Genomic DNA, 17,985 nt, shown 5'->3' with positions numbered 1-17,985 from the left:
GTAATGACATTTTGACAGGTGAGGCTTAACAATCATGGAGAACGAATATTTTCCTGCGGCGGACGCCGGTGCGGTTATTGTGGCTGCCGGACGGGGCAGCAGGATGGGGACGAAGGAGAGCAAGCAGTTCCTCATGCTTGAGGACAAGCCGATCATCGTCCATACCTTGGCGGTATTTGACCGCCATCCTCTAATTCAGGAGATCGTCTTGGTAACAGGAGCGCAGGATGTGGATCGCTGCAAGGCCTGGATTGCCGAGTACGGCTTCACGAAGCAGATAAAGGTTATACCGGGCGGCGCCGAGCGTCAGCACTCCGTATACCAGGGACTTGCGGAATTATCCGCCCCCTGGGTACTGGTGCATGACGGCGTCCGCCCTTTTGTCACGAGCAGAGAGATAACTTCCTGCTATAAGGCAGCGGTCGAATATGGCGCTTCCGTACTGGCCGTACCTGTCAAGGATACCGTCAAGCAGGTGAATGCAGAAGGTTATGTAACGGCGACGCCGGACCGGCGCAGCTTGTGGGCGATTCAGACGCCGCAGGCCTTCCGGCGGTCTGACCTGCTGCTTGCCCATAAGCAGGCTGAGTCCGAGGGCTTCACGGGGACGGACGATGCTTCGCTCGTGGAGCGGATGGGTAAGGCCGTCAAGGTGGTTGAAGGCGGATATCATAATATCAAGATTACTACGCCAGAGGATCTCGGTATTGCCGAGTCCATTCTCAGAGAGATGAATGAATCGAAAGAGGGAGAGGACGTTTCATGATCGCAGTGGGACAAGGTTTCGACGTGCATCAGTTGGTTGAAGGCAGACCATGTATTATCGGCGGTGTTCATATTCCTTATGAAAAGGGTCTGCTCGGACATTCGGATGCCGATGTGCTGCTTCATACGGTGAGCGATGCTATTTTGGGAGCACTGGCGCTAGGAGATATCGGCCGGCACTTTCCAGATACGGATGCCGAATATAAGGATGCTGACAGTCTGGTGCTGCTTCAGCGGGTATGGGAAATGGCCAAGAAGCGGGGCTACCGTCTCGGCAATCTGGATGCAACCATTATTGCACAGGCTCCGAAGATGGCGCCTTATATCCCGCAGATGGTAGAGATTATCGCTGGAGCCCTGGAGTCTTCACCACAGCAGGTGAACGTGAAGGCAACGACAACGGAGCATCTTGGCTTCGCCGGAAGAGGCGAGGGGATTGCTGCGCAGGCTATTGTATGCCTGGTTTCCGATATGCTATCATCGAATAGCGAGATTACCGGGAGGGGATTGTAATGACTGAGATTCGTGTACGGTATGCCCCAAGTCCAACAGGGCATTTACATATCGGGAATGCCAGAACGGCATTGTTTAACTATTTGTTCGCAAGACATCATGGCGGCAAATTCATTATCCGCATTGAGGATACGGATGTGAAGCGGAATATCGAGGGTGGCGAGGAGAGTCAGCTTACCTACTTGAAGTGGCTTGGCATCGATTGGGATGAGAGCGTGGATGTCGGCGGAGAGGTTGGACCTTACCGCCAGACCGAGCGTCTGGATATTTACAAGACCTATTGGCAGGAACTGCTGGACCGCGGTCTGGCTTACAAGTGTTATTGTACGGAAGAGGAACTGGAGCAAGAGCGGGAAGCGCAGATTGCCCGCGGGGAACAGCCGCGGTATTCCGGCAAGCATCGGGATCTGACGCCCGAGCAGTGCGCAGCCTTTGAAGCGGAAGGTCGGGTAGCAAGCATCCGCTTCCGCGTACCGGAAGGACGGACCTATACCTTCGATGATCTGGTGAAGGGGAGCATTACCTTCGAATCCGAGGTTAGCGGCGACTTTGTAATCGTCAAGAAGGACGGCATCCCTACCTATAACTTTGCCGTAGCCTTGGATGACCATCTCATGAAGATTACGCATGTGCTGCGGGGCGAGGATCATGTCTCGAATACACCGCGGCAGCTTATGATTTACGAAGCGTTCGGCTGGGAGCCTCCGGTGTTTGGTCATATGACGCTGATTGTCGGAGATAACCACAAGAAGCTGAGCAAGCGCGACGAGAGCGTGATTCAGTTCATTGAGCAGTATGACAAGCTTGGCTATTTGCCGGAGGCCTTGTTTAATTTTATCGCATTGCTAGGCTGGTCGCCTGAAGGGGAAGAAGAAATCTTCTCCAAGGAGCAGTTGATTTCCATCTTTGACGCGAATCGGTTGTCCCGCAGCCCGGCTGTGTTCGACAAGAACAAGCTTGCACATCTGAATAACCACTATATCAAGAATGCGGATCCGGATCGGATTGCTGCGCTTGCCATCCCTCATTTGCAGGCGGCGTCCCGCCTTCCTGCCCAATTAACTGCAGAGCAGGAAGCATGGGCGAAGACGCTAGTAGCGCTCTATCAGGAGCAGATGGTATCCGCTTCCGATATCGTCGAATTGTCGGATATGTTCTTCCGCAGTCACCTGGAGCTGGATGAAGAGGCTGCCGGTATTCTTGCTGAGCCGCAGGTTCCGCAAGTGCTGTCTGCTTTCCTTGGGAAGGTTGAAGCCGGAAGCGAATACTCGCCGGAAACGATTGCCGGCTGGATCAAGGAAGTTCAGAAGGAGACCGGCGTGAAGGGGAAAGGGCTCTTTATGCCGATCCGTGTGGCCTTGACGGGGCAGACCCATGGGCGGGATCTCAATAAGAGCATCTACCTGCTGGGCCGCGACCGCACGATGGACCGGTTGAAGAGTCAGGTTCGCGGGGCTTAACAGCATAGCTGAGATAAATCGGCTGTTGTCAATCTGACAGATGATCGGGTAAGATACAGATACAGCAACAGGTATAGAAAGTTAGGATATAATTTAGGTATATAAGTGTGCGTTCAAAAGGTCAGCTTTTCAGCACCGACTTCGTGATCAAAAGATGACTTTTCGAACAACCTCTATAAGCAAATAAAGGCGTTGAACGGGAGAAGTACGCTGAATGAACCGCATGGCCCAGAGAGGATAACGGTGGATACAGGAGAACGAGCTGTACCCGCAGCTGAGAGTTATCTCCTTGCGAACAGTGGAAATGCACCCGGGAGCTGCAGATTTAGTGGTATCTTTCTTCGGACACCCTATAATTTCTGACGATTGTCCGCGTTAAGGATGAACAAGGGAGAGGTCCTCTGACTCCGATGCTTGTGCCGGATATTTAACGGCATGAAGTCATTGATGTACGGAAGGATTTCATCCAAAGCAGAGTGGGACCACGCAAACCGGCGTCTCTGCAGCGAAGGCTGCAGGGGCGCCTTTTTACGGTTTTAGCCAGTTGAGCTTGCGAAATGTGAGAAACCAAAAACCACCTTTTATAAGGCTGAGAGAACGAGGGTTGAACCAACCTATGAAGTTAAGAAATGGCGAGGATTTTAGTTGTACTTTCTGCAATTAATCATCAAGGTTGTCCAGCAATCAGCTATTGGTTCGGTTTATATTACTGCACAAATTGTTCGAAAAGACTTTGGGAGAGCGTGTACTGAGAGACGAGGCAGAAAGAGGGGGAGCCTATGTTCAAGAGAATGAAATCGGATATTCGGGCGGTCTTTGAGAATGATCCGGCTGCCAGAAGCAGATTTGAGGTCATATTTACTTACTCCGGTCTGCACGCCATTTGGAGCCACCGGATTGCGCATTTCCTCTATCACCGGCGTTGGTATACACTTGCGCGTATCGTGTCTCAGGTCAGCAGATTTTTTACGGGGATCGAGATTCATCCCGGCGCAGTGATCGGGGAACGGCTGTTCATTGATCATGGCATGGGGGTCGTCATTGGCGAAACTTGCGAAATCGGAGATGATGTGGTTATCTATCAGGGAGTAACCCTGGGCGGGAGCGGCAAGGAGAAAGGGAAGCGTCATCCGACGATCGGCAATAATGTCGTCATCGGCTCCGGCGCCAAGATTCTCGGGTCGTTCACTGTCGGAGACCAGTCCAATATTGGAGCCAACTCGGTTGTGCTGAAGGAGGTTCCTGCCGGCAGCACGGTGGTCGGTATCCCGGGCAAGATTGTTCGTCAGGGTGGCAAGCGTCTGGACCGCCTGAGCCATCAGCTCCCCGATCCGGTTGTCGATACGATGCGCGAGCTTCAGGAGCAGATTGCAGCGCTCCAGGAAGAGCTTAGAAGCTTGAAGGAACAACGCTCATCGGAACAAGCCGCGAAGACACTGCCGGATTGAGGTTTGACCATATAAATACAGAGCACAGGAATCGATAATAGAAAGGGAAGAGAACATGGGCCTGCAAATATTCAACACCGTAACCCGGAGCAAAGAGACATTTCAAAGTCAGGTGCCGGGACAAGTATCAATGTATGTATGCGGACCGACCGTATACGGTTATGTTCATATTGGGAATGCGAGACCAATGATCTTTTTTGATGTGGTGCGCAGTTACCTGGAGAATCAGGGCTACAAGGTAAATTACGTCGTCAATTTTACAGACGTGGATGATAAGCTGATCCGCAAAGCGGAAGAGATGGGGGCGTCGGTGCCGGAGGTCGCGGAGACCTTCATCGGAGCGTACTACGAGGATTTGGAAGGCTTGGGTATTCCCCGTGCGACGGCGAACCCGCGCGTAACCGAGAGCATGGAGCTGATCATCGAATTTATCCGTGATCTGGAGAACAAGGGCTACGCTTACCCTAATGGAGGCGACGTCTTCTTCCGGACGAAGAAATTCGCGGATTACGGCAAGATCTCCGGCCAGAATATTGAAGAGCTTCAATTCGGCATTCGGATTGATGTGGATGATCGCAAGGAGAGCCCGGAGGATTTTGTGCTGTGGAAGGCTGCCAAGCCGGGCGAGATTTTCTGGGAAAGCCCGTGGGGACCAGGACGTCCCGGCTGGCATATCGAGTGCTCGGCGATGTCGCGTCATTTGCTCGGCGATACGCTGGACATTCACGGCGGCGGTCAGGATTTGCAATTTCCGCACCATGAATGTGAGGCGGCCCAATCCGAGGCTGTCACCGGCAAGCCGCTTGCGAACTATTGGATGCATAACGGGTATATTAAGATCGGCGAGGAGAAAATGTCGAAATCGCTGGGCAACGGTGTACTTGTAAAGGATTTGCGCAGTCAGTATGCGAAGGAAGCGATACGCTTCTTCATGCTGTCGACGCATTACCGGAACCCGCTTAACTTTACGGAAGAAACGATGCTTCAAGCGGTGCGCGGGGCGGAGCGGATTTCCAATGCGGCCAGCAACCTGCATTACCGGCTGCGAGAGGCGGAGGCAATGAATGATGCCGCAGCCGCAACCCCGGAATGGACACAGAAGCTGGAAGCGATCCGCAGCATGTTTCATGCCAAAATGCAGGATGATTTCAACACGCCGGATGCAATTACAGCATTGTTCGATTGGGTTAGCGAGGTCAATGGCCTGCTGGCGCAGGCTGAAGTGAAGGCGTCCGATCTCAAGGCGGCGGCAGAGCTGTTTGCGGAGATGAACGGCGTGCTGCGGGTCGCTGCTGGCGAGGCAGAGCCGGAGCTGCTTGACGAAGAGATCGAAGCGCTGATTGCGGAGCGGGTGGAAGCGCGGAAGCAGAAGAACTGGGCCCGGGCTGACGAGATCCGCGATCTCCTGCAGGAGCAGGGCATCCTGCTGGAGGATACTCCGCAGGGCATGAGATGGCGGCGCAAATGATGGGCCCGGGTGCAGAAGGCGGCGCCAGCGGTATGAGCGGCGCCGATGCGGCGCTCTGGTTCCCGGAGCCGCCGTCCAAGCCAGCGCGGCTGCTGCCGCCGCTCGCGCTGGCCTATATCGGGGACGCCGTCTATGAGGTCGCCGTCCGCCAGCATGTGATAGCGCGGCCAAATCTCCGGCCGCACCAACTGCATCTGCGCTCCACGAGCTACGTCTCCGCCAAGGCGCAGGCGACCATCCTGTCCCTGTTGGAGCCGGAGTTGACCGAGACGGAGCAGGACATCGTCCGCCAGGGACGCAACGCCAAATCCGGCACTGTCCCCAAAAATGCAAATGTACTCGATTATCGCCATGCAACGGCATTTGAAGCGTTAATCGGATTTTTATATTATTCGGGAGATCATGACCGGCTTCGCTCGTTAATCGCTCTGGGCTTCGAGCGCTATGAGGCATCAGGACAAAAGTGATGCATGAAACGGTATTAAGCACGGATAACGAATAAATGAACATGAATATCGATCAGGAGGATTTATATGGAGGATCAAGAGTGGATTGCAGGCAAGCACTCGTTGCTGGAGGCATTGAGAGCAGGCCGCACCATCAATAAAATTTGGATCGCCGAGGGTGCGCAGAAGCATCTGACCCAGCCGATTATTTCGGAAGCAAAGAACCGGGGGATCATCGTTCAGTTCGTGGACAAGCGCAAGCTGGATCAGATGGCCCCGGGCCTTCAGCATCAGGGCGTTGTCGCTCAAGCGGCTCCTTATGCCTACGCTGAAGTTGAGGACCTGCTGGCCCGGGCCTCCGAACGGGGAGAGGTTCCTTTTTTGCTTATTCTTGATGAAATTGAAGATCCGCACAATCTGGGTTCGATTCTTCGTACAGCAGAGTGCACTGGCGTGCATGGCGTAATCATTCCGAAGCGCCGTTCGGCAGCAGTTACCGCTACCGTATCCAAGACATCAGCCGGGGCTGTGGAATATGTGCCTGTGGCCAGGGTAACGAACCTTGTGCAGACGATGGAGCAGTTGAAGGAAGCCGGTGTATGGATCGTCGGGACCGATGTTGCAGCCAAAGAAGAGATCTACGGCGGAGGGAAGATTTTCACAGGTCCTGCGGCAATCGTGATCGGGAATGAGAATAAAGGAATGGGGCGTCTGGTGCGCGAGACCTGTGATGTGCTGCTGAAGCTGCCGATGAGCGGTCAACTGAACTCCCTGAATGCTTCGGTTGCAGCAGGGGTAGTGATGTATGAAGTGCTGCGCAGACGACGCGGCGAAGGTTAACGCTATATGCGCGATCTGCGCGATTGTCTGCTGGTCGATGGATATAATATGATCGGTGGCTGGCCGGAGCTGTCCTCCATATCCAAGTACGATCTGGAGGCGGCACGGGACCGTCTGCTGGAGCGTCTGGCCGACTATCAGGCCTTTTCGGGCAGGAAGGTTATTGTTGTATTTGACGCCTATCGGGTGCCTGGTCTCGGCAAGTCCTTTGCTCAATACAAGGTCGACATCTATTTCACCAAGGAAAAAGAGACTGCAGACGAATGCATTGAACGGCTGGTAGGCGAGCTGTCCCACCGCCGCCGGCAAATCTATGTTGCCACGAGTGATATGGTCGAGCAGCATGTTATCTTCGGCCAGGGGGCGCTGCGAGTTTCGGCCAAGGAGCTGTTGACTCAGGTAGAGCAAAGCGAGAGGGACGTCCAAATCAAGCTGAATGAACGGCGCAGCAACTCGGGACGGAACACCATCGATTCGAAGCTTAGTCCCGATATGAGAACCATGTTTGAGCGATGGCGCAGGGAATAAGACCCTTGCCCAATTATGCCCATTTCCTCTTGACAAGTTTCGACTTTACATCTTTTGGTACTTTTTTGGTTGACGCTGGTATGGACCATCATATATACTGTTCGTATTACTTGACTGAGTGACGGGGCACCGTGCGTTGCAGCCGGAGGGATTAAGTGGTGAGTGTCAACCTCGAGACGTGGGTTAGGTTCGACTATGAAGTCCTGAGCGATGAGGACATTGTAGAAGCTGTACGTAATGGTGATAGTGAAGCATTGGAATACTTGATTAACAAGTATCGTAGCTTTGTGCGAGCTAAGGCCAGGTCATACTTTCTCATCGGTGCTGATCGGGAGGATATCGTCCAGGAAGGGATGATAGGCCTATATAAGGCGATTCGGGATTTTCGGGGGGACAAGCTGGCCTCGTTTAAAGCGTTTGCAGAGATTTGCATCACCCGTCAGATCATTACCGCGATCAAGACGGCAACGCGCCAGAAGCACATTCCGCTAAATTCTTATGTTTCGCTGGACAAGCCGATTTACGATGAAGAGTCCGACCGCACATTGCTGGATGTAATTTGCGGCTCGCGCGTATGTGATCCGGAAGAACTTATTATTAACCAGGAAGAATTCATCGGGCTTGAAGACAAGATGTCCGAGATTCTTAGTGATCTTGAGCGCAGGGTGCTGATGCTCTATCTTGATGGCAGGTCCTACCAGGAAATTGCCGTAGATCTTAAGCGCCATGTGAAATCAATCGATAACGCCCTTCAGAGAGTCAAGCGGAAGCTTGAACGTTATCTGGAAGATCGTGATATGGGTATTTGAACTTATTGGTTATGTAAAAAAGAAAGCACAGAGACGGCGGGGACTCCCCTACCGTCTCTTTTTGATTCTTATTGAAGTGTAACGATGAGCGCATTGCTGATCTTTCTTCCGGGTGTTGTGAGATACTTTCCGTTATAATAGAGTCCGCTTGAGGCTCCTCCATCCAAATTCATGGCCTGTACAGCACCGGCCTGCTTCATAATTTCCGCGAGCTGCGGGATTGTTGCTCCGCTGGAGGTGACGAATAACAGCTCGTGATTCTTGGTGATGCCAAGCGCGCTTCTTGCGCCTCCGCCCGTTAGAATCTTCGGATCCCGGAACCCTTCCTCCACAACATCCACAGCAACCGCTCCGTCCTTCACAAGCCGCGGACCGGCTTGAATGGCGCCTTCGATAGAGCCTTGCTCAAAAGCGTCGGTGAAGTCCGGCCCGGGGATCATGCCCGCCAGCATGTTGGTGTCATAAGTGAAAATAGTCCGCCGGTCTCCGCCCGCCTTCATTTTTAATTCTCCGCCGGTTACGATGTAGCCATAGGGTGCCTTATGTGCGCTCTCCGTGTAGGCATCAAAGAAGGTTCCGTTGATGGCGACCGCAGCCTTGCTTCGCTTCGCCATGCTGCTCAGATCCTCAACCTTTCCGATCTCATCGCCGACAAGAACGACATTTAGCCGAACATCCGGATGCATGAGATCCACTGTTACAATTTGGACTGTAAATGATTTCTTGGATACCTTAAAGGTCTTTTGCTCCTGCTTGACGGCCTTCTTGGCAGCCGAGCTTGGAGTCCGTGTGACAGCCGGCAGCACAAGCTTTTCTTCTCCGCCGGTGAGGGTGACAGATAGAGGTGCTGTACTCCTACTCCATGCTGCCGAGAGCTCAAGCTTGTCCAATACAAGCTTGAGCGGAACGTATACGGTACCTTCCTCTACAAAGGCTGCATTCGAAAGCGAGAGCGGGGATTCGTTAATAAGAGCAGTTTTTTCACCGACAGTGAGGGAGAGTCGGGCAGCTCCCTGGATGAACTCAGCCCTTTTGGACGAAGCAGACCAGATAACCTCGATTCCTGAAAAGCCGTTTAAAGCTCGTGCAGGTATGTAAGAGACACCGCTTTGCGCTTCCAGAAGAACCTTGTTTTTCACATTGGCGGAGGGTCTTTCCGCTGCTAGGGTAACAGATGGAACGAGGCACATCAGTGCCAGAAGGATAAGCAAGAACCTTTTCTTCATGTTAGAGCTCCTTTTGCGTAGTAGGTTATGTTTTAATCTTACAGCGTATTATCGGAAGAATAGCAGCCGGTATGAAGGTATCGGCAATAGGTTTAGCCCCGGCTTAGCTGTGCTATAATAGAACAAGTACGCATTGACAGCGGGCAGGCCTTGCAGGTCGGGGGAGAGTCATCCCGGAGAAGATTCCAGAAACACCTCTATTTAACGAAACGGAAAGCTTGCTTTGGCTCGTTGACACGGGTTAGGGCATGTGATAAAGTGTTTTAGGTAGGCCTAAATTTGTGCTTTTCATTTTTAGGTTTAAACAATGAGACTTTCTTAATCAGGAATGTCTTCGGGAGGTGCACATCATGCGGGTAATAATTACGTTGGCTTGTACGAACTGCAAACAAAGAAACTACACGACAACGAAAAACAAGCGTAACCACCCCGACCGCATGGAGATGAAGAAATTTTGCAAGTTTTGCAACGAGCAAGTTCCTCATCGCGAAACCAGATAGTCTTTGGAGGTGTAGTCGCGCATGAAAAAAAGTTTCAAGAAGTTGATCTCTTTTTTCTCTGAAAGCTGGGCTGAGCTTAAAAAGGTTCGCTGGCCTAATCGTAAAGAGCTGACCAATTACACGCTGATTGTGCTTGGTACAATTACTGTTGTCGCGATTTATTTTTGGGTACTTGATATCGGCATCTCCGCTGTGATCAATGCGATTATTTAAGAAGGGTCCACAGGTGGCTTGAGATGGAAAAAAGATGGTACGTAGTTCATACCTATTCCGGGTATGAAAACAAAGTCAAAGCCAATTTGGAAAAGCGTGTCGAGTCTATGGGCATGGAAGACAAGATTTTCCGCGTTCTTGTTCCTATGGAAGAAGAAGTGGTAAACAAGGACGGTAAGAAAAAGACCGTCATGCGTAAAGTTTACCCCGGATATGTCTTGGTTGAAATGATCCAGACGGACGATTCCTGGTATGTTGTTCGCAATACACCTGGGGTTACGGGATTCGTCGGCTCTACAGGTTCTGGCTCCAAGCCCACACCTCTGCTTCCTGAAGAAGTAGAACAGATTTTGCAGCATATGGGCATGGAAGAGCCAAAGCCTGTCATCGAGTTCGATTTGAAAGAATCCGTGCGTATCAAAGTTGGCCCGTTTGCCAATTTTGTCGGATCGATCGAGGAAATTCTGGTCGACAAAAGCAAGCTCAAGGTTCACGTCAACATGTTTGGACGAGAAACCCCGCTTGAGCTGGACTACACTCAGGTGGAAAAAATATAAGTAATTGCTCAAAAGTCAGATGATTATTTGAGCTGCTTCTAAAGGTTTCTTAGGGTTTTTACGTGGGAGGAGCCCAGGCTCCGTCTACCACTACTAGGGCAAGGAGGTGTCTCACATGGCAAAAAAGGTAATCAAAGTTGTTAAACTGCAAATTCCTGCAGGGAAAGCGAATCCTGCGCCTCCGGTAGGTCCGGCACTGGGTCAAGCAGGTGTCAACATCATGGCATTCTGTAAAGAGTTCAATGCTCGTACAGCCGATCAAGCAGGTTTGATCATTCCGGTTGAAATTTCGGTGTTTGAAGACCGTTCCTTTACGTTCATCACCAAAACTCCTCCGGCTGCCGTTCTGCTTCGCGTTGCAGCGAAGATCGAGAAGGGTTCCGGTGAACCGAACAAGAAGAAAGTGGCTACCGTGAAACGCGACGTTGTTCGTCAAATCGCGGAGCAAAAAATGCCTGACCTGAACGCAGCATCCGTTGAATCGGCTATGCGCATGGTTGAAGGTACTGCTCGCAGCATGGGCATCACGATCCAAGACTAGTTCTTGGCGTACAAGCAACTTAGAAGAACATCAAGAACTTGCAACTGAAGTTGCTCTGGTGGGAGGATATTCCGCTAATACCACAAAGGAGGACGAATTACATGGCTAAACACGGTAAGAAATATCTTGAAGCAGCCAAGCTGATCGACAGCGAAGCTACTTATGAGCCTGCCGAAGCCGTTGAACTGGTGAAAAAGGCAGCAACTGCAAAATTCGACGAAACCGTTGAAGCGGCAGTTCGTTTGGGCGTAGACCCTCGTAAGCAAGACCAAGCCGTTCGTGGTGTTGTTGTACTGCCGCATGGCACAGGTAAAACACAACGCGTTCTGGTATTCGCCAAAGGTGAAAAAGTGAAGGAAGCGGAAGCGGCCGGCGCTGATTACGTAGGCGATCAAGACATGATCAACAAAATCCAACAAGGCTGGTTCGAGTTCGATGTCTGCGTAGCAACACCGGACATGATGAGCGAAGTTGGTAAACTGGGCCGTCTGCTCGGTGGTAAGGGCCTCATGCCTAACCCTAAAGCAGGTACAGTTACGTTTGACGTAGCTAAGGCTGTTCAAGAAATCAAAGCAGGTAAAATCGAGTACCGTCTGGATAAGGCTGGACAAATTCATGCACCAATCGGTAAAGTATCCTTTACTGCCGAGCAATTGAATGAGAACCTCAAGTCTCTCATCGATGCATTGAATCGTGCAAAACCAGCTGCTGCGAAGGGCGTATACTTGAAGAACATTGCGATTTCTTCGACAATGGGTCCTAGCGCTCGTGTTAACACTGCAGTTTACAAATAATACCGCTTGAAAGAGCGGGTTAGGGGATTGACAAAGTTTTGGAATCCCTGTAAACTGAACAAGTTGTTTAATGCGACAAATTCATTTGAATATGATAACCGTAGACAGTAGGTGCCGATGGCTTAATTTCCTACCGAGGTGTTGTGATAGAATATCTGTTGATTGCAGTCGTTGCAATTAATGATTCTTCAGGCCTTCGTGATTCTGCGGAGGCTTTTTTCATGACATGAAGAAAGCCGGGAAATCTATCAGGAGGTGTACAGGTTGGCAAACGCTAAAGTGATTCAAGCAAAACAAGAAGCCGTTGACGTTGTAACTGCTAAGCTGCGCGAGAGCGCAACGACTGTAGTGGCAGACTACCGCGGTCTGAATGTTTCCCAAGTGACCGAACTGCGTAAGCAGCTTCGTGAAGCTGGCGTGGAATTCCAAGTGCTGAAGAACACGCTCGTTCGCCGCGCAACTGCAGCTGCGGAACTTACCGAGCTGGACGAAGTGCTTGCAGGTCCTACGGCCATTGCATTCAGCGCGACAGACGCAGTAGCTCCGGCTAAAATTCTGAGCGATTTCGCGAAGAAGAATGAAGCTTTGGAAATTAAAGGTGGCGTGGTTGAAGGCCGTGTAGTCGGTGTTGACCAAATTAAAGCACTGGCGGATCTTCCTTCCCGCGAAGGTCTCCTTTCGATGCTCCTCAGCGTGCTTCAAGCTCCAGTCCGCAACTTGGCACTGGCAGTCAAAGCCGTTGCAGAGAAAGAAGAAGGCAGCGCAAGCGCATAAGCTTGCCTCGCTGACAGCAGTCTAAACTATTAATCAAATTCAAAATAACGGAGGTTCTATCATGAGTAAAGAGAGCATTTTGGAAGCCATTAAAGCGATGACCGTTCTTGAACTGAACGATCTCGTAAAAGCAATCGAAGAAGAATTCGGCGTAACTGCAGCAGCTCCAGTAGTTGTAGCAGGTGGCGGCGGCGGCGGAGAAGCAGCTGCTGAGCAATCCGAATTCGACGTAATCCTGACTAACGCAGGCGCGTCCAAGATCAACGTTATCAAAGTAGTTCGCGAAATCACCGGCCTGGGCTTGAAAGAAGCAAAAGACCTGGTTGACAACGCTCCAAAGCCACTGAAAGAAAAAGTTGGCAAAGAAGAAGCAGAAGCTGTGAAAGCAAAATTGGAAGAAGCAGGCGCAAGCGTAGAAGTAAAATAATTCTTCTATATGAAGGCAAACCCCTTGAATTTATTCAAGGGGTTTGTTTATAAGTGCGTGTTCAAAAAGTCAACTATTCAGCACCGAGAAGGTTCTGAATAATGACAAGATGGAGGGTTCATTATCGATGGCTGACCATTACTATTCCAATAATCCTTCTGCCTCTCATAACCGCAAATTATGGGATGCGGTGCTTCGGGGACAAACCTATCGATTCGTCAGCGATGCCGGAGTCTTTTCCAAGAATGGCGTTGATTACGGCAGCAAGGTATTGATTGAAGCAATCGATGTTCCTTCGGGGGCGAGCGTGCTTGATGTCGGCTGCGGCTACGGTCCGATCGGCCTGACGGCGGCGCGGCTTGCCGGAGAGAGCGGCCATGTGACCATGATTGATGTGAACAGCCGGGCAGTGGAGTTGGCGCGTGAGAATGCTTCGGTTAATGGAATAACCAACGTTACAATTCTACAGAGTGATCTGTTTGAGGGATTAGGTCAAGAGCGGTTTCATATGGTGCTTACAAATCCGCCTATCCGCGCAGGAAAGAGTACGGTGCATGCTATTTTTGAAGGGGCTTATGAAAGACTTCTGCCGGGAGGAACGCTGTGGATTGTTATTCAGAAGAAGCAGGGCGCTCCATCTGCCAAGGAGAAGCTGGAGTCTTTGTTCGGTGATGTAGAAGAGGTTACCAAGGATAAAGGCTACCGGATTTTTAGAGCTGAAAAAAAGATTTGACCCGGCCCTTCGGTTGTGGTATTATTATAAAATGTCAGTATTAGGATACTCTCGGTGGCTTTAGCAGACTGAAATGTCAAGAGTTATTATTCTCAGGATGTATAAATAGACATCAATTGACGTATAATATGTACATTTCGTGTAAATCTACTGAATGCCGGGAGACATCAGACTGGAAATGACACAGATAATGGTGCTCTTTTTTCGAAAGCATTCGATAAGGGCTTTTCTTTATTTGTGGGACGAATCTTCTGTATGGTCTATTATAAGGTCACAAACAGAGGTTCGCAATGTATTTTTAAAGTGAGTAGACATGAGGGGTGAGTATAAGTTGGCAGGACATCTTGTTCAATATGGTCGACGCACTCGGCGAAGTTATGCACGAATTAACGAGGTACTCGAAGTTCCGAACCTGATCGAAATCCAGCAGAAATCGTATGAGTGGTTCTTGGAAGAAGGCCTTCGGGAAATGTTCCAAGATATCTCGCCAATTCAGGATTTCACTGGGAATCTGGTGCTGGAGTTTATCGATTACAGTCTTGGAGAGCCAAAGTATACGGTAGATGATGCGAAAGAACGCGATGTTACCTATGCGGCGCCGCTTCGAGTTAAGGTCCGGCTCATTAATAAGGAAACGGGCGAAGTCAAAGAGCAGGAAGTTTTCATGGGAGATTTCCCGCTGATGACGGAAACAGGCACGTTCATTATTAATGGTGCTGAACGGGTTATTGTCAGCCAGTTGGTTCGCTCTCCTAGCGTCTATTTCAGCACTAAAGTAGATAAGAACGGCAAGAAGACCTATACAGCAACCGTAATTCCTAACCGCGGCGCTTGGCTGGAGCTGGAGACGGACGCGAAGGATATTATTTATGTCCGGATCGATCGCACCCGTAAAATTCCGGTCACCGTTCTGCTTCGTGCGCTTGGATTCGGAACCGATGCGGAGATTCTGGATCTCCTCGGTAATGATGAATATATTCGCAATACGCTGGACAAAGACAACACCGATTCAACGGAGAAGGCGTTGATTGAAATCTATGAGCGCCTGCGTCCGGGTGAACCGCCGACACTGGACAACGCCAAGAGCTTGCTTGTCGCGCGTTTCTTTGATCCTAAACGTTATGATCTGGCTAATGTTGGCCGCTATAAAATCAACAAAAAGCTTCATATCAAGAACCGTCTGTTCAACCAACGTCTGGCTGAAAGCTTGATCGATACGACTACTGGCGAAATTATCGCCGAGGCCGGTCAAATGGTCGATCGGCGTCTGCTGGATCAGATTTTGACGCAGCTTGATACTTCGGTTGGCTTCAAGGATTATCACGTAGCCGGCGGAGTGCTCGATGCGAATGAAGTTCCGCTGCAAACCATCGACGTGTTCTCTCCGATTGAGGATGGCAAGGTCGTTAAGGTTATTGCCAACCGTAATATCGATAAGTCGGTGAAGCATATTACACCTGCTGATATTATTTCCTCGATCAGTTATTTCCTGAACCTCTTGCATGGCATTGGCAGCACGGATGATATCGACCACCTGGGCAACCGCAGACTGCGCTCTGTAGGCGAACTTCTGCAGAACCAGTTCCGTATCGGTCTGTCCCGGATGGAGCGTGTAGTCCGTGAGAGAATGTCCATTCAGGATGCGAATGTGATCACGCCTCAAGCCTTGATTAATATTCGTCCTGTAATTGCTTCGATCAAGGAGTTCTTCGGAAGCTCCCAGTTGTCGCAGTTTATGGACCAGACGAACCCGCTTGCGGAATTGACGCATAAGCGCCGTCTGTCTGCACTTGGACCTGGCGGTCTGACACGGGAGCGCGCAGGCTTTGAAGTGCGTGACGTTCACCACTCTCACTATGGCCGGATGTGCCCGATCGAGACGCCGGAAGGTCCGAACATCGGTCTGATCAACTCCCTCTCGACATTCGCACGCATTAACGAATATGGCTTCATTGAAGCTCCATATCGTTGGGTTGATCCGAATACGAGCAAGGTTACTGATCAAATCGCTTATCTGACAGCGGATGAAGAAGATAATTACATTATTGCACAGGCCAACGCGGTGCTTAATGAAGATGATACGTTCCGTGACGAGAATGTCATCGTCCGGTACAACAAGCAGTCCGACAACATCTTGACGATGCCGAGCGACCGTGTAGACTACATGGACGTATCGCCGAAGCAAGTGGTGTCTGTCGCTACTGCGCTGATTCCGTTCCTTGAAAATGACGACTCCAACCGTGCGCTCATGGGATCGAACATGCAGCGTCAGGCTGTACCGTTGCTTATTCCTAAGGCGCCTCTCGTAGGTACGGGGATGGAGCATAAGTCGGCCAAGGATTCGGGCGTATGTATTGTCTCCAAATACGACGGAATCATTGAACGCTCCGCTGCGAACGAGATTTGGCTTCGCCGTGTCGAGAAGATTGACGGCAAGGAAGTCAAGGGCGATATCGTTAAACATAAATTACACAAATTTATGCGTTCGAACCAAGGTACTTGTATCAACCAGCGTCCGATCGTTAAACGCGGCGACGTCATCAAGAAGGGGGACATCCTCGCGGACGGGCCTTCGACCGAAATGGGCGAATTAGCGCTTGGACGCAACGTTGTCGTTGCCTTCATGACTTGGGAAGGCTACAACTACGAGGATGCGATCCTGCTCAGCGAGAAGCTGGTGAAGGAAGATGTATATACCTCCATTCACATTGAGGAATATGAATCCGAAGCCCGCGATACTAAGCTTGGACCGGAAGAGATTACCCGCGATATTCCTAACGTCGGTGAAGAAGCGCTCCGCAACCTGGATGAGCGCGGCATTATCCGCGTCGGGGCCGAGATTGCAGCCGGTGATATTCTTGTGGGCAAGGTAACGCCGAAGGGCGTAACCGAGCTTACAGCAGAAGAGCGCCTCTTGCATGCGATCTTCGGAGAGAAGGCTCGCGAGGTTCGCGATACTTCGCTTCGCGTACCGCACGGTACAGATGGCATTGTCGTTGACGTGAAGGTATTTACCCGGGAGAACGGTGACGAGCTGCCTCCAGGCGTGAATCAACTGGTTCGTGTATATATTGCCCAAAAACGTAAGATTTCCGAGGGTGATAAGATGGCCGGACGTCATGGTAATAAAGGGGTTGTAGCCCGTATTCTTCCAGAAGAGGATATGCCGTTCATGCCGGATGGCACGCCTGTGCAAGTCGTTCTTAACCCGCTCGGGGTACCGTCGCGGATGAACATTGGCCAGGTGCTCGAGATCCATCTGGGTATGGCTGCACTCAAGCTCGGTATTCACGTGGCAACGCCGGTATTTGACGGAGCTAATGAATATGACGTATTCGATACCATGGAAGAAGCCGGCATGCAGCGTAACGGTAAGACCGTCCTGTATGATGGCCGGACTGGCGAACCATTTGAGCGTGAAGTGACGGTTGGCGTCATGCACATGATCAAACTGGCGCACATGGTTGATGATAAGATCCATGCCCGTTCCACAGGTCCTTACTCGCTCGTTACGCAACAGCCGCTGGGTGGTAAAGCCCAGTTCGGCGGACAGCGTTTCGGGGAGATGGAAGTATGGGCGCTGGAAGCCTATGGCGCGGCCTACACGCTGCAAGAGATTTTGACCGTCAAGTCCGATGACGTGGTTGGTCGGGTGAAAACCTACGAATCGATCGTCAAGGGCGAGAATGTGCCAGAACCTGGTGTGCCGGAGTCGTTTAAAGTCTTGATCAAGGAGCTTCAAAGCTTGGGTATGGATGTGAAGATCCTGACCGAGAACGAAGAAGAGATCGAGATGAAAGAGATCGACGATGAAGACGATGCATCCGGAGACAAGCTGAGCTTGAATCTGGAAGGTGCTGAAGTCGGAGTAGAATAAATAGTTGTGGCGGGTGGTGCCGTAAGGCACTGCCCGAACAACGAATATTGCCGGATAGTGTCAATA

General features: G+C 51.0%; 19 protein-coding genes and 1 other annotated feature. Of the genes, 18 read left to right on the top strand and 1 reads right to left on the bottom strand.

Annotation, left to right across the window (positions count from 1 at the left end; translation table 11 throughout):
• Positions 1–34: 34 nt before the first annotated feature.
• From ispD to sigH, 9 genes are all read left to right on the top strand, one after another.
• A complete protein-coding gene (gene ispD, locus TX85_RS24485; protein WP_044482548.1) occupies positions 35–766 on the top strand; it encodes a 2-C-methyl-D-erythritol 4-phosphate cytidylyltransferase in 732 nt (243 codons plus the stop codon).
• Positions 763–1,278 carry a 2-C-methyl-D-erythritol 2,4-cyclodiphosphate synthase gene (gene ispF / locus TX85_RS24480; protein ID WP_044482547.1) on the top strand — a complete coding sequence of 172 codons (516 nt, stop codon included), beginning with the start codon at positions 763–765 and terminating at the stop codon, positions 1,276–1,278. The genes ispD and ispF overlap by 4 nt, the downstream gene beginning before the upstream one ends.
• Positions 1,278–2,738, top strand: coding sequence for a glutamate--tRNA ligase (gene gltX / locus TX85_RS24475; RefSeq protein WP_044482546.1), 1,461 nt, complete (start codon positions 1,278–1,280; stop codon positions 2,736–2,738). The genes ispF and gltX overlap by 1 nt, the downstream gene beginning before the upstream one ends.
• Before the next feature lie 779 nt (positions 2,739–3,517).
• Complete coding sequence (cysE, locus tag TX85_RS24470; protein ID WP_044482545.1) at positions 3,518–4,186, top strand: serine O-acetyltransferase; 669 nt, start codon at positions 3,518–3,520, stop codon at positions 4,184–4,186.
• A 55-nt stretch (positions 4,187–4,241) separates the two neighbouring features.
• Entirely contained in the window at positions 4,242–5,654 is a 1,413-nt protein-coding gene (gene cysS, locus TX85_RS24465; protein WP_044482544.1) for a cysteine--tRNA ligase, read from the top strand.
• A gap of 32 nt (positions 5,655–5,686) precedes the next feature.
• Positions 5,687–6,121 (top strand): Mini-ribonuclease 3, encoded by a 435-nt coding sequence (locus TX85_RS24460; RefSeq protein WP_044482567.1) that lies wholly within the window; start codon positions 5,687–5,689, stop codon positions 6,119–6,121.
• A gap of 66 nt (positions 6,122–6,187) precedes the next feature.
• On the top strand, positions 6,188–6,940 hold the full coding sequence (rlmB, locus tag TX85_RS24455; protein WP_044482543.1) for a 23S rRNA (guanosine(2251)-2'-O)-methyltransferase RlmB: 753 nt from the start codon (positions 6,188–6,190) through the stop codon (positions 6,938–6,940).
• A 6-nt stretch (positions 6,941–6,946) separates the two neighbouring features.
• Positions 6,947–7,468, top strand: a complete 522-nt coding sequence (locus tag TX85_RS24450; RefSeq protein ID WP_044482542.1) for an NYN domain-containing protein — start codon at positions 6,947–6,949, stop codon at positions 7,466–7,468.
• Between the two features lie 155 nt (positions 7,469–7,623).
• Positions 7,624–8,277, top strand: a complete 654-nt coding sequence (gene sigH / locus TX85_RS24445) for an RNA polymerase sporulation sigma factor SigH (protein ID WP_374705707.1) — start codon at positions 7,624–7,626, stop codon at positions 8,275–8,277.
• Positions 8,278–8,345: 68 nt separating this feature from the next.
• Here the strand turns inward: sigH and TX85_RS24440 are convergent, their stop codons facing one another.
• Positions 8,346–9,503, bottom strand: a complete 1,158-nt coding sequence (locus tag TX85_RS24440) for a phosphodiester glycosidase family protein (protein WP_044482540.1) — start codon at positions 9,501–9,503, stop codon at positions 8,346–8,348.
• Positions 9,504–9,853: 350 nt separating this feature from the next.
• Between TX85_RS24440 and rpmG the strand changes: the two genes are divergently transcribed.
• The 9 genes from rpmG to rpoB all read left to right on the top strand — a co-directional run bounded on the left by rpmG (position 9,854) and on the right by rpoB (position 17,919).
• Positions 9,854–10,003, top strand: coding sequence for a 50S ribosomal protein L33 (gene rpmG / locus TX85_RS26170; RefSeq protein ID WP_071784256.1), 150 nt, complete (start codon positions 9,854–9,856; stop codon positions 10,001–10,003).
• Positions 10,004–10,024: 21 nt separating this feature from the next.
• Positions 10,025–10,216, top strand: a complete 192-nt coding sequence (secE, locus tag TX85_RS24435; RefSeq protein ID WP_044482539.1) for a preprotein translocase subunit SecE — start codon at positions 10,025–10,027, stop codon at positions 10,214–10,216.
• A 23-nt stretch (positions 10,217–10,239) separates the two neighbouring features.
• On the top strand, positions 10,240–10,773 hold the full coding sequence (gene nusG, locus TX85_RS24430) for a transcription termination/antitermination protein NusG (RefSeq protein ID WP_044482538.1): 534 nt from the start codon (positions 10,240–10,242) through the stop codon (positions 10,771–10,773).
• A gap of 115 nt (positions 10,774–10,888) precedes the next feature.
• Positions 10,889–11,314 (top strand): 50S ribosomal protein L11, encoded by a 426-nt coding sequence (rplK, locus tag TX85_RS24425; protein ID WP_044482537.1) that lies wholly within the window; start codon positions 10,889–10,891, stop codon positions 11,312–11,314.
• A 101-nt stretch (positions 11,315–11,415) separates the two neighbouring features.
• Complete coding sequence (gene rplA / locus TX85_RS24420) at positions 11,416–12,108, top strand: 50S ribosomal protein L1 (protein WP_044482536.1); 693 nt, start codon at positions 11,416–11,418, stop codon at positions 12,106–12,108.
• 80 nt (positions 12,109–12,188) lie between these two features.
• Positions 12,189–12,337, top strand: a sequence feature (ribosomal protein L10 leader region).
• A gap of 35 nt (positions 12,338–12,372) precedes the next feature.
• Positions 12,373–12,882 carry a 50S ribosomal protein L10 gene (gene rplJ, locus TX85_RS24415; RefSeq protein WP_044482535.1) on the top strand — a complete coding sequence of 170 codons (510 nt, stop codon included), beginning with the start codon at positions 12,373–12,375 and terminating at the stop codon, positions 12,880–12,882.
• 61 nt (positions 12,883–12,943) lie between these two features.
• On the top strand, positions 12,944–13,309 hold the full coding sequence (gene rplL, locus TX85_RS24410; protein WP_044482534.1) for a 50S ribosomal protein L7/L12: 366 nt from the start codon (positions 12,944–12,946) through the stop codon (positions 13,307–13,309).
• A gap of 127 nt (positions 13,310–13,436) precedes the next feature.
• A complete protein-coding gene (locus tag TX85_RS24405; RefSeq protein ID WP_044482533.1) occupies positions 13,437–14,042 on the top strand; it encodes a class I SAM-dependent methyltransferase in 606 nt (201 codons plus the stop codon).
• 331 nt (positions 14,043–14,373) lie between these two features.
• Positions 14,374–17,919 carry a DNA-directed RNA polymerase subunit beta gene (gene rpoB, locus TX85_RS24400; protein ID WP_044482532.1) on the top strand — a complete coding sequence of 1,182 codons (3,546 nt, stop codon included), beginning with the start codon at positions 14,374–14,376 and terminating at the stop codon, positions 17,917–17,919.
• Positions 17,920–17,985: the final 66 nt, after the last annotated feature.

It is taken from the genome of Paenibacillus antibioticophila, from assembly GCF_000455265.1.
GTDB lineage: Bacteria > Bacillota > Bacilli > Paenibacillales > Paenibacillaceae > Fontibacillus > Fontibacillus antibioticophila.
This window is presented reverse-complemented; position numbering and strand designations above follow the sequence as displayed.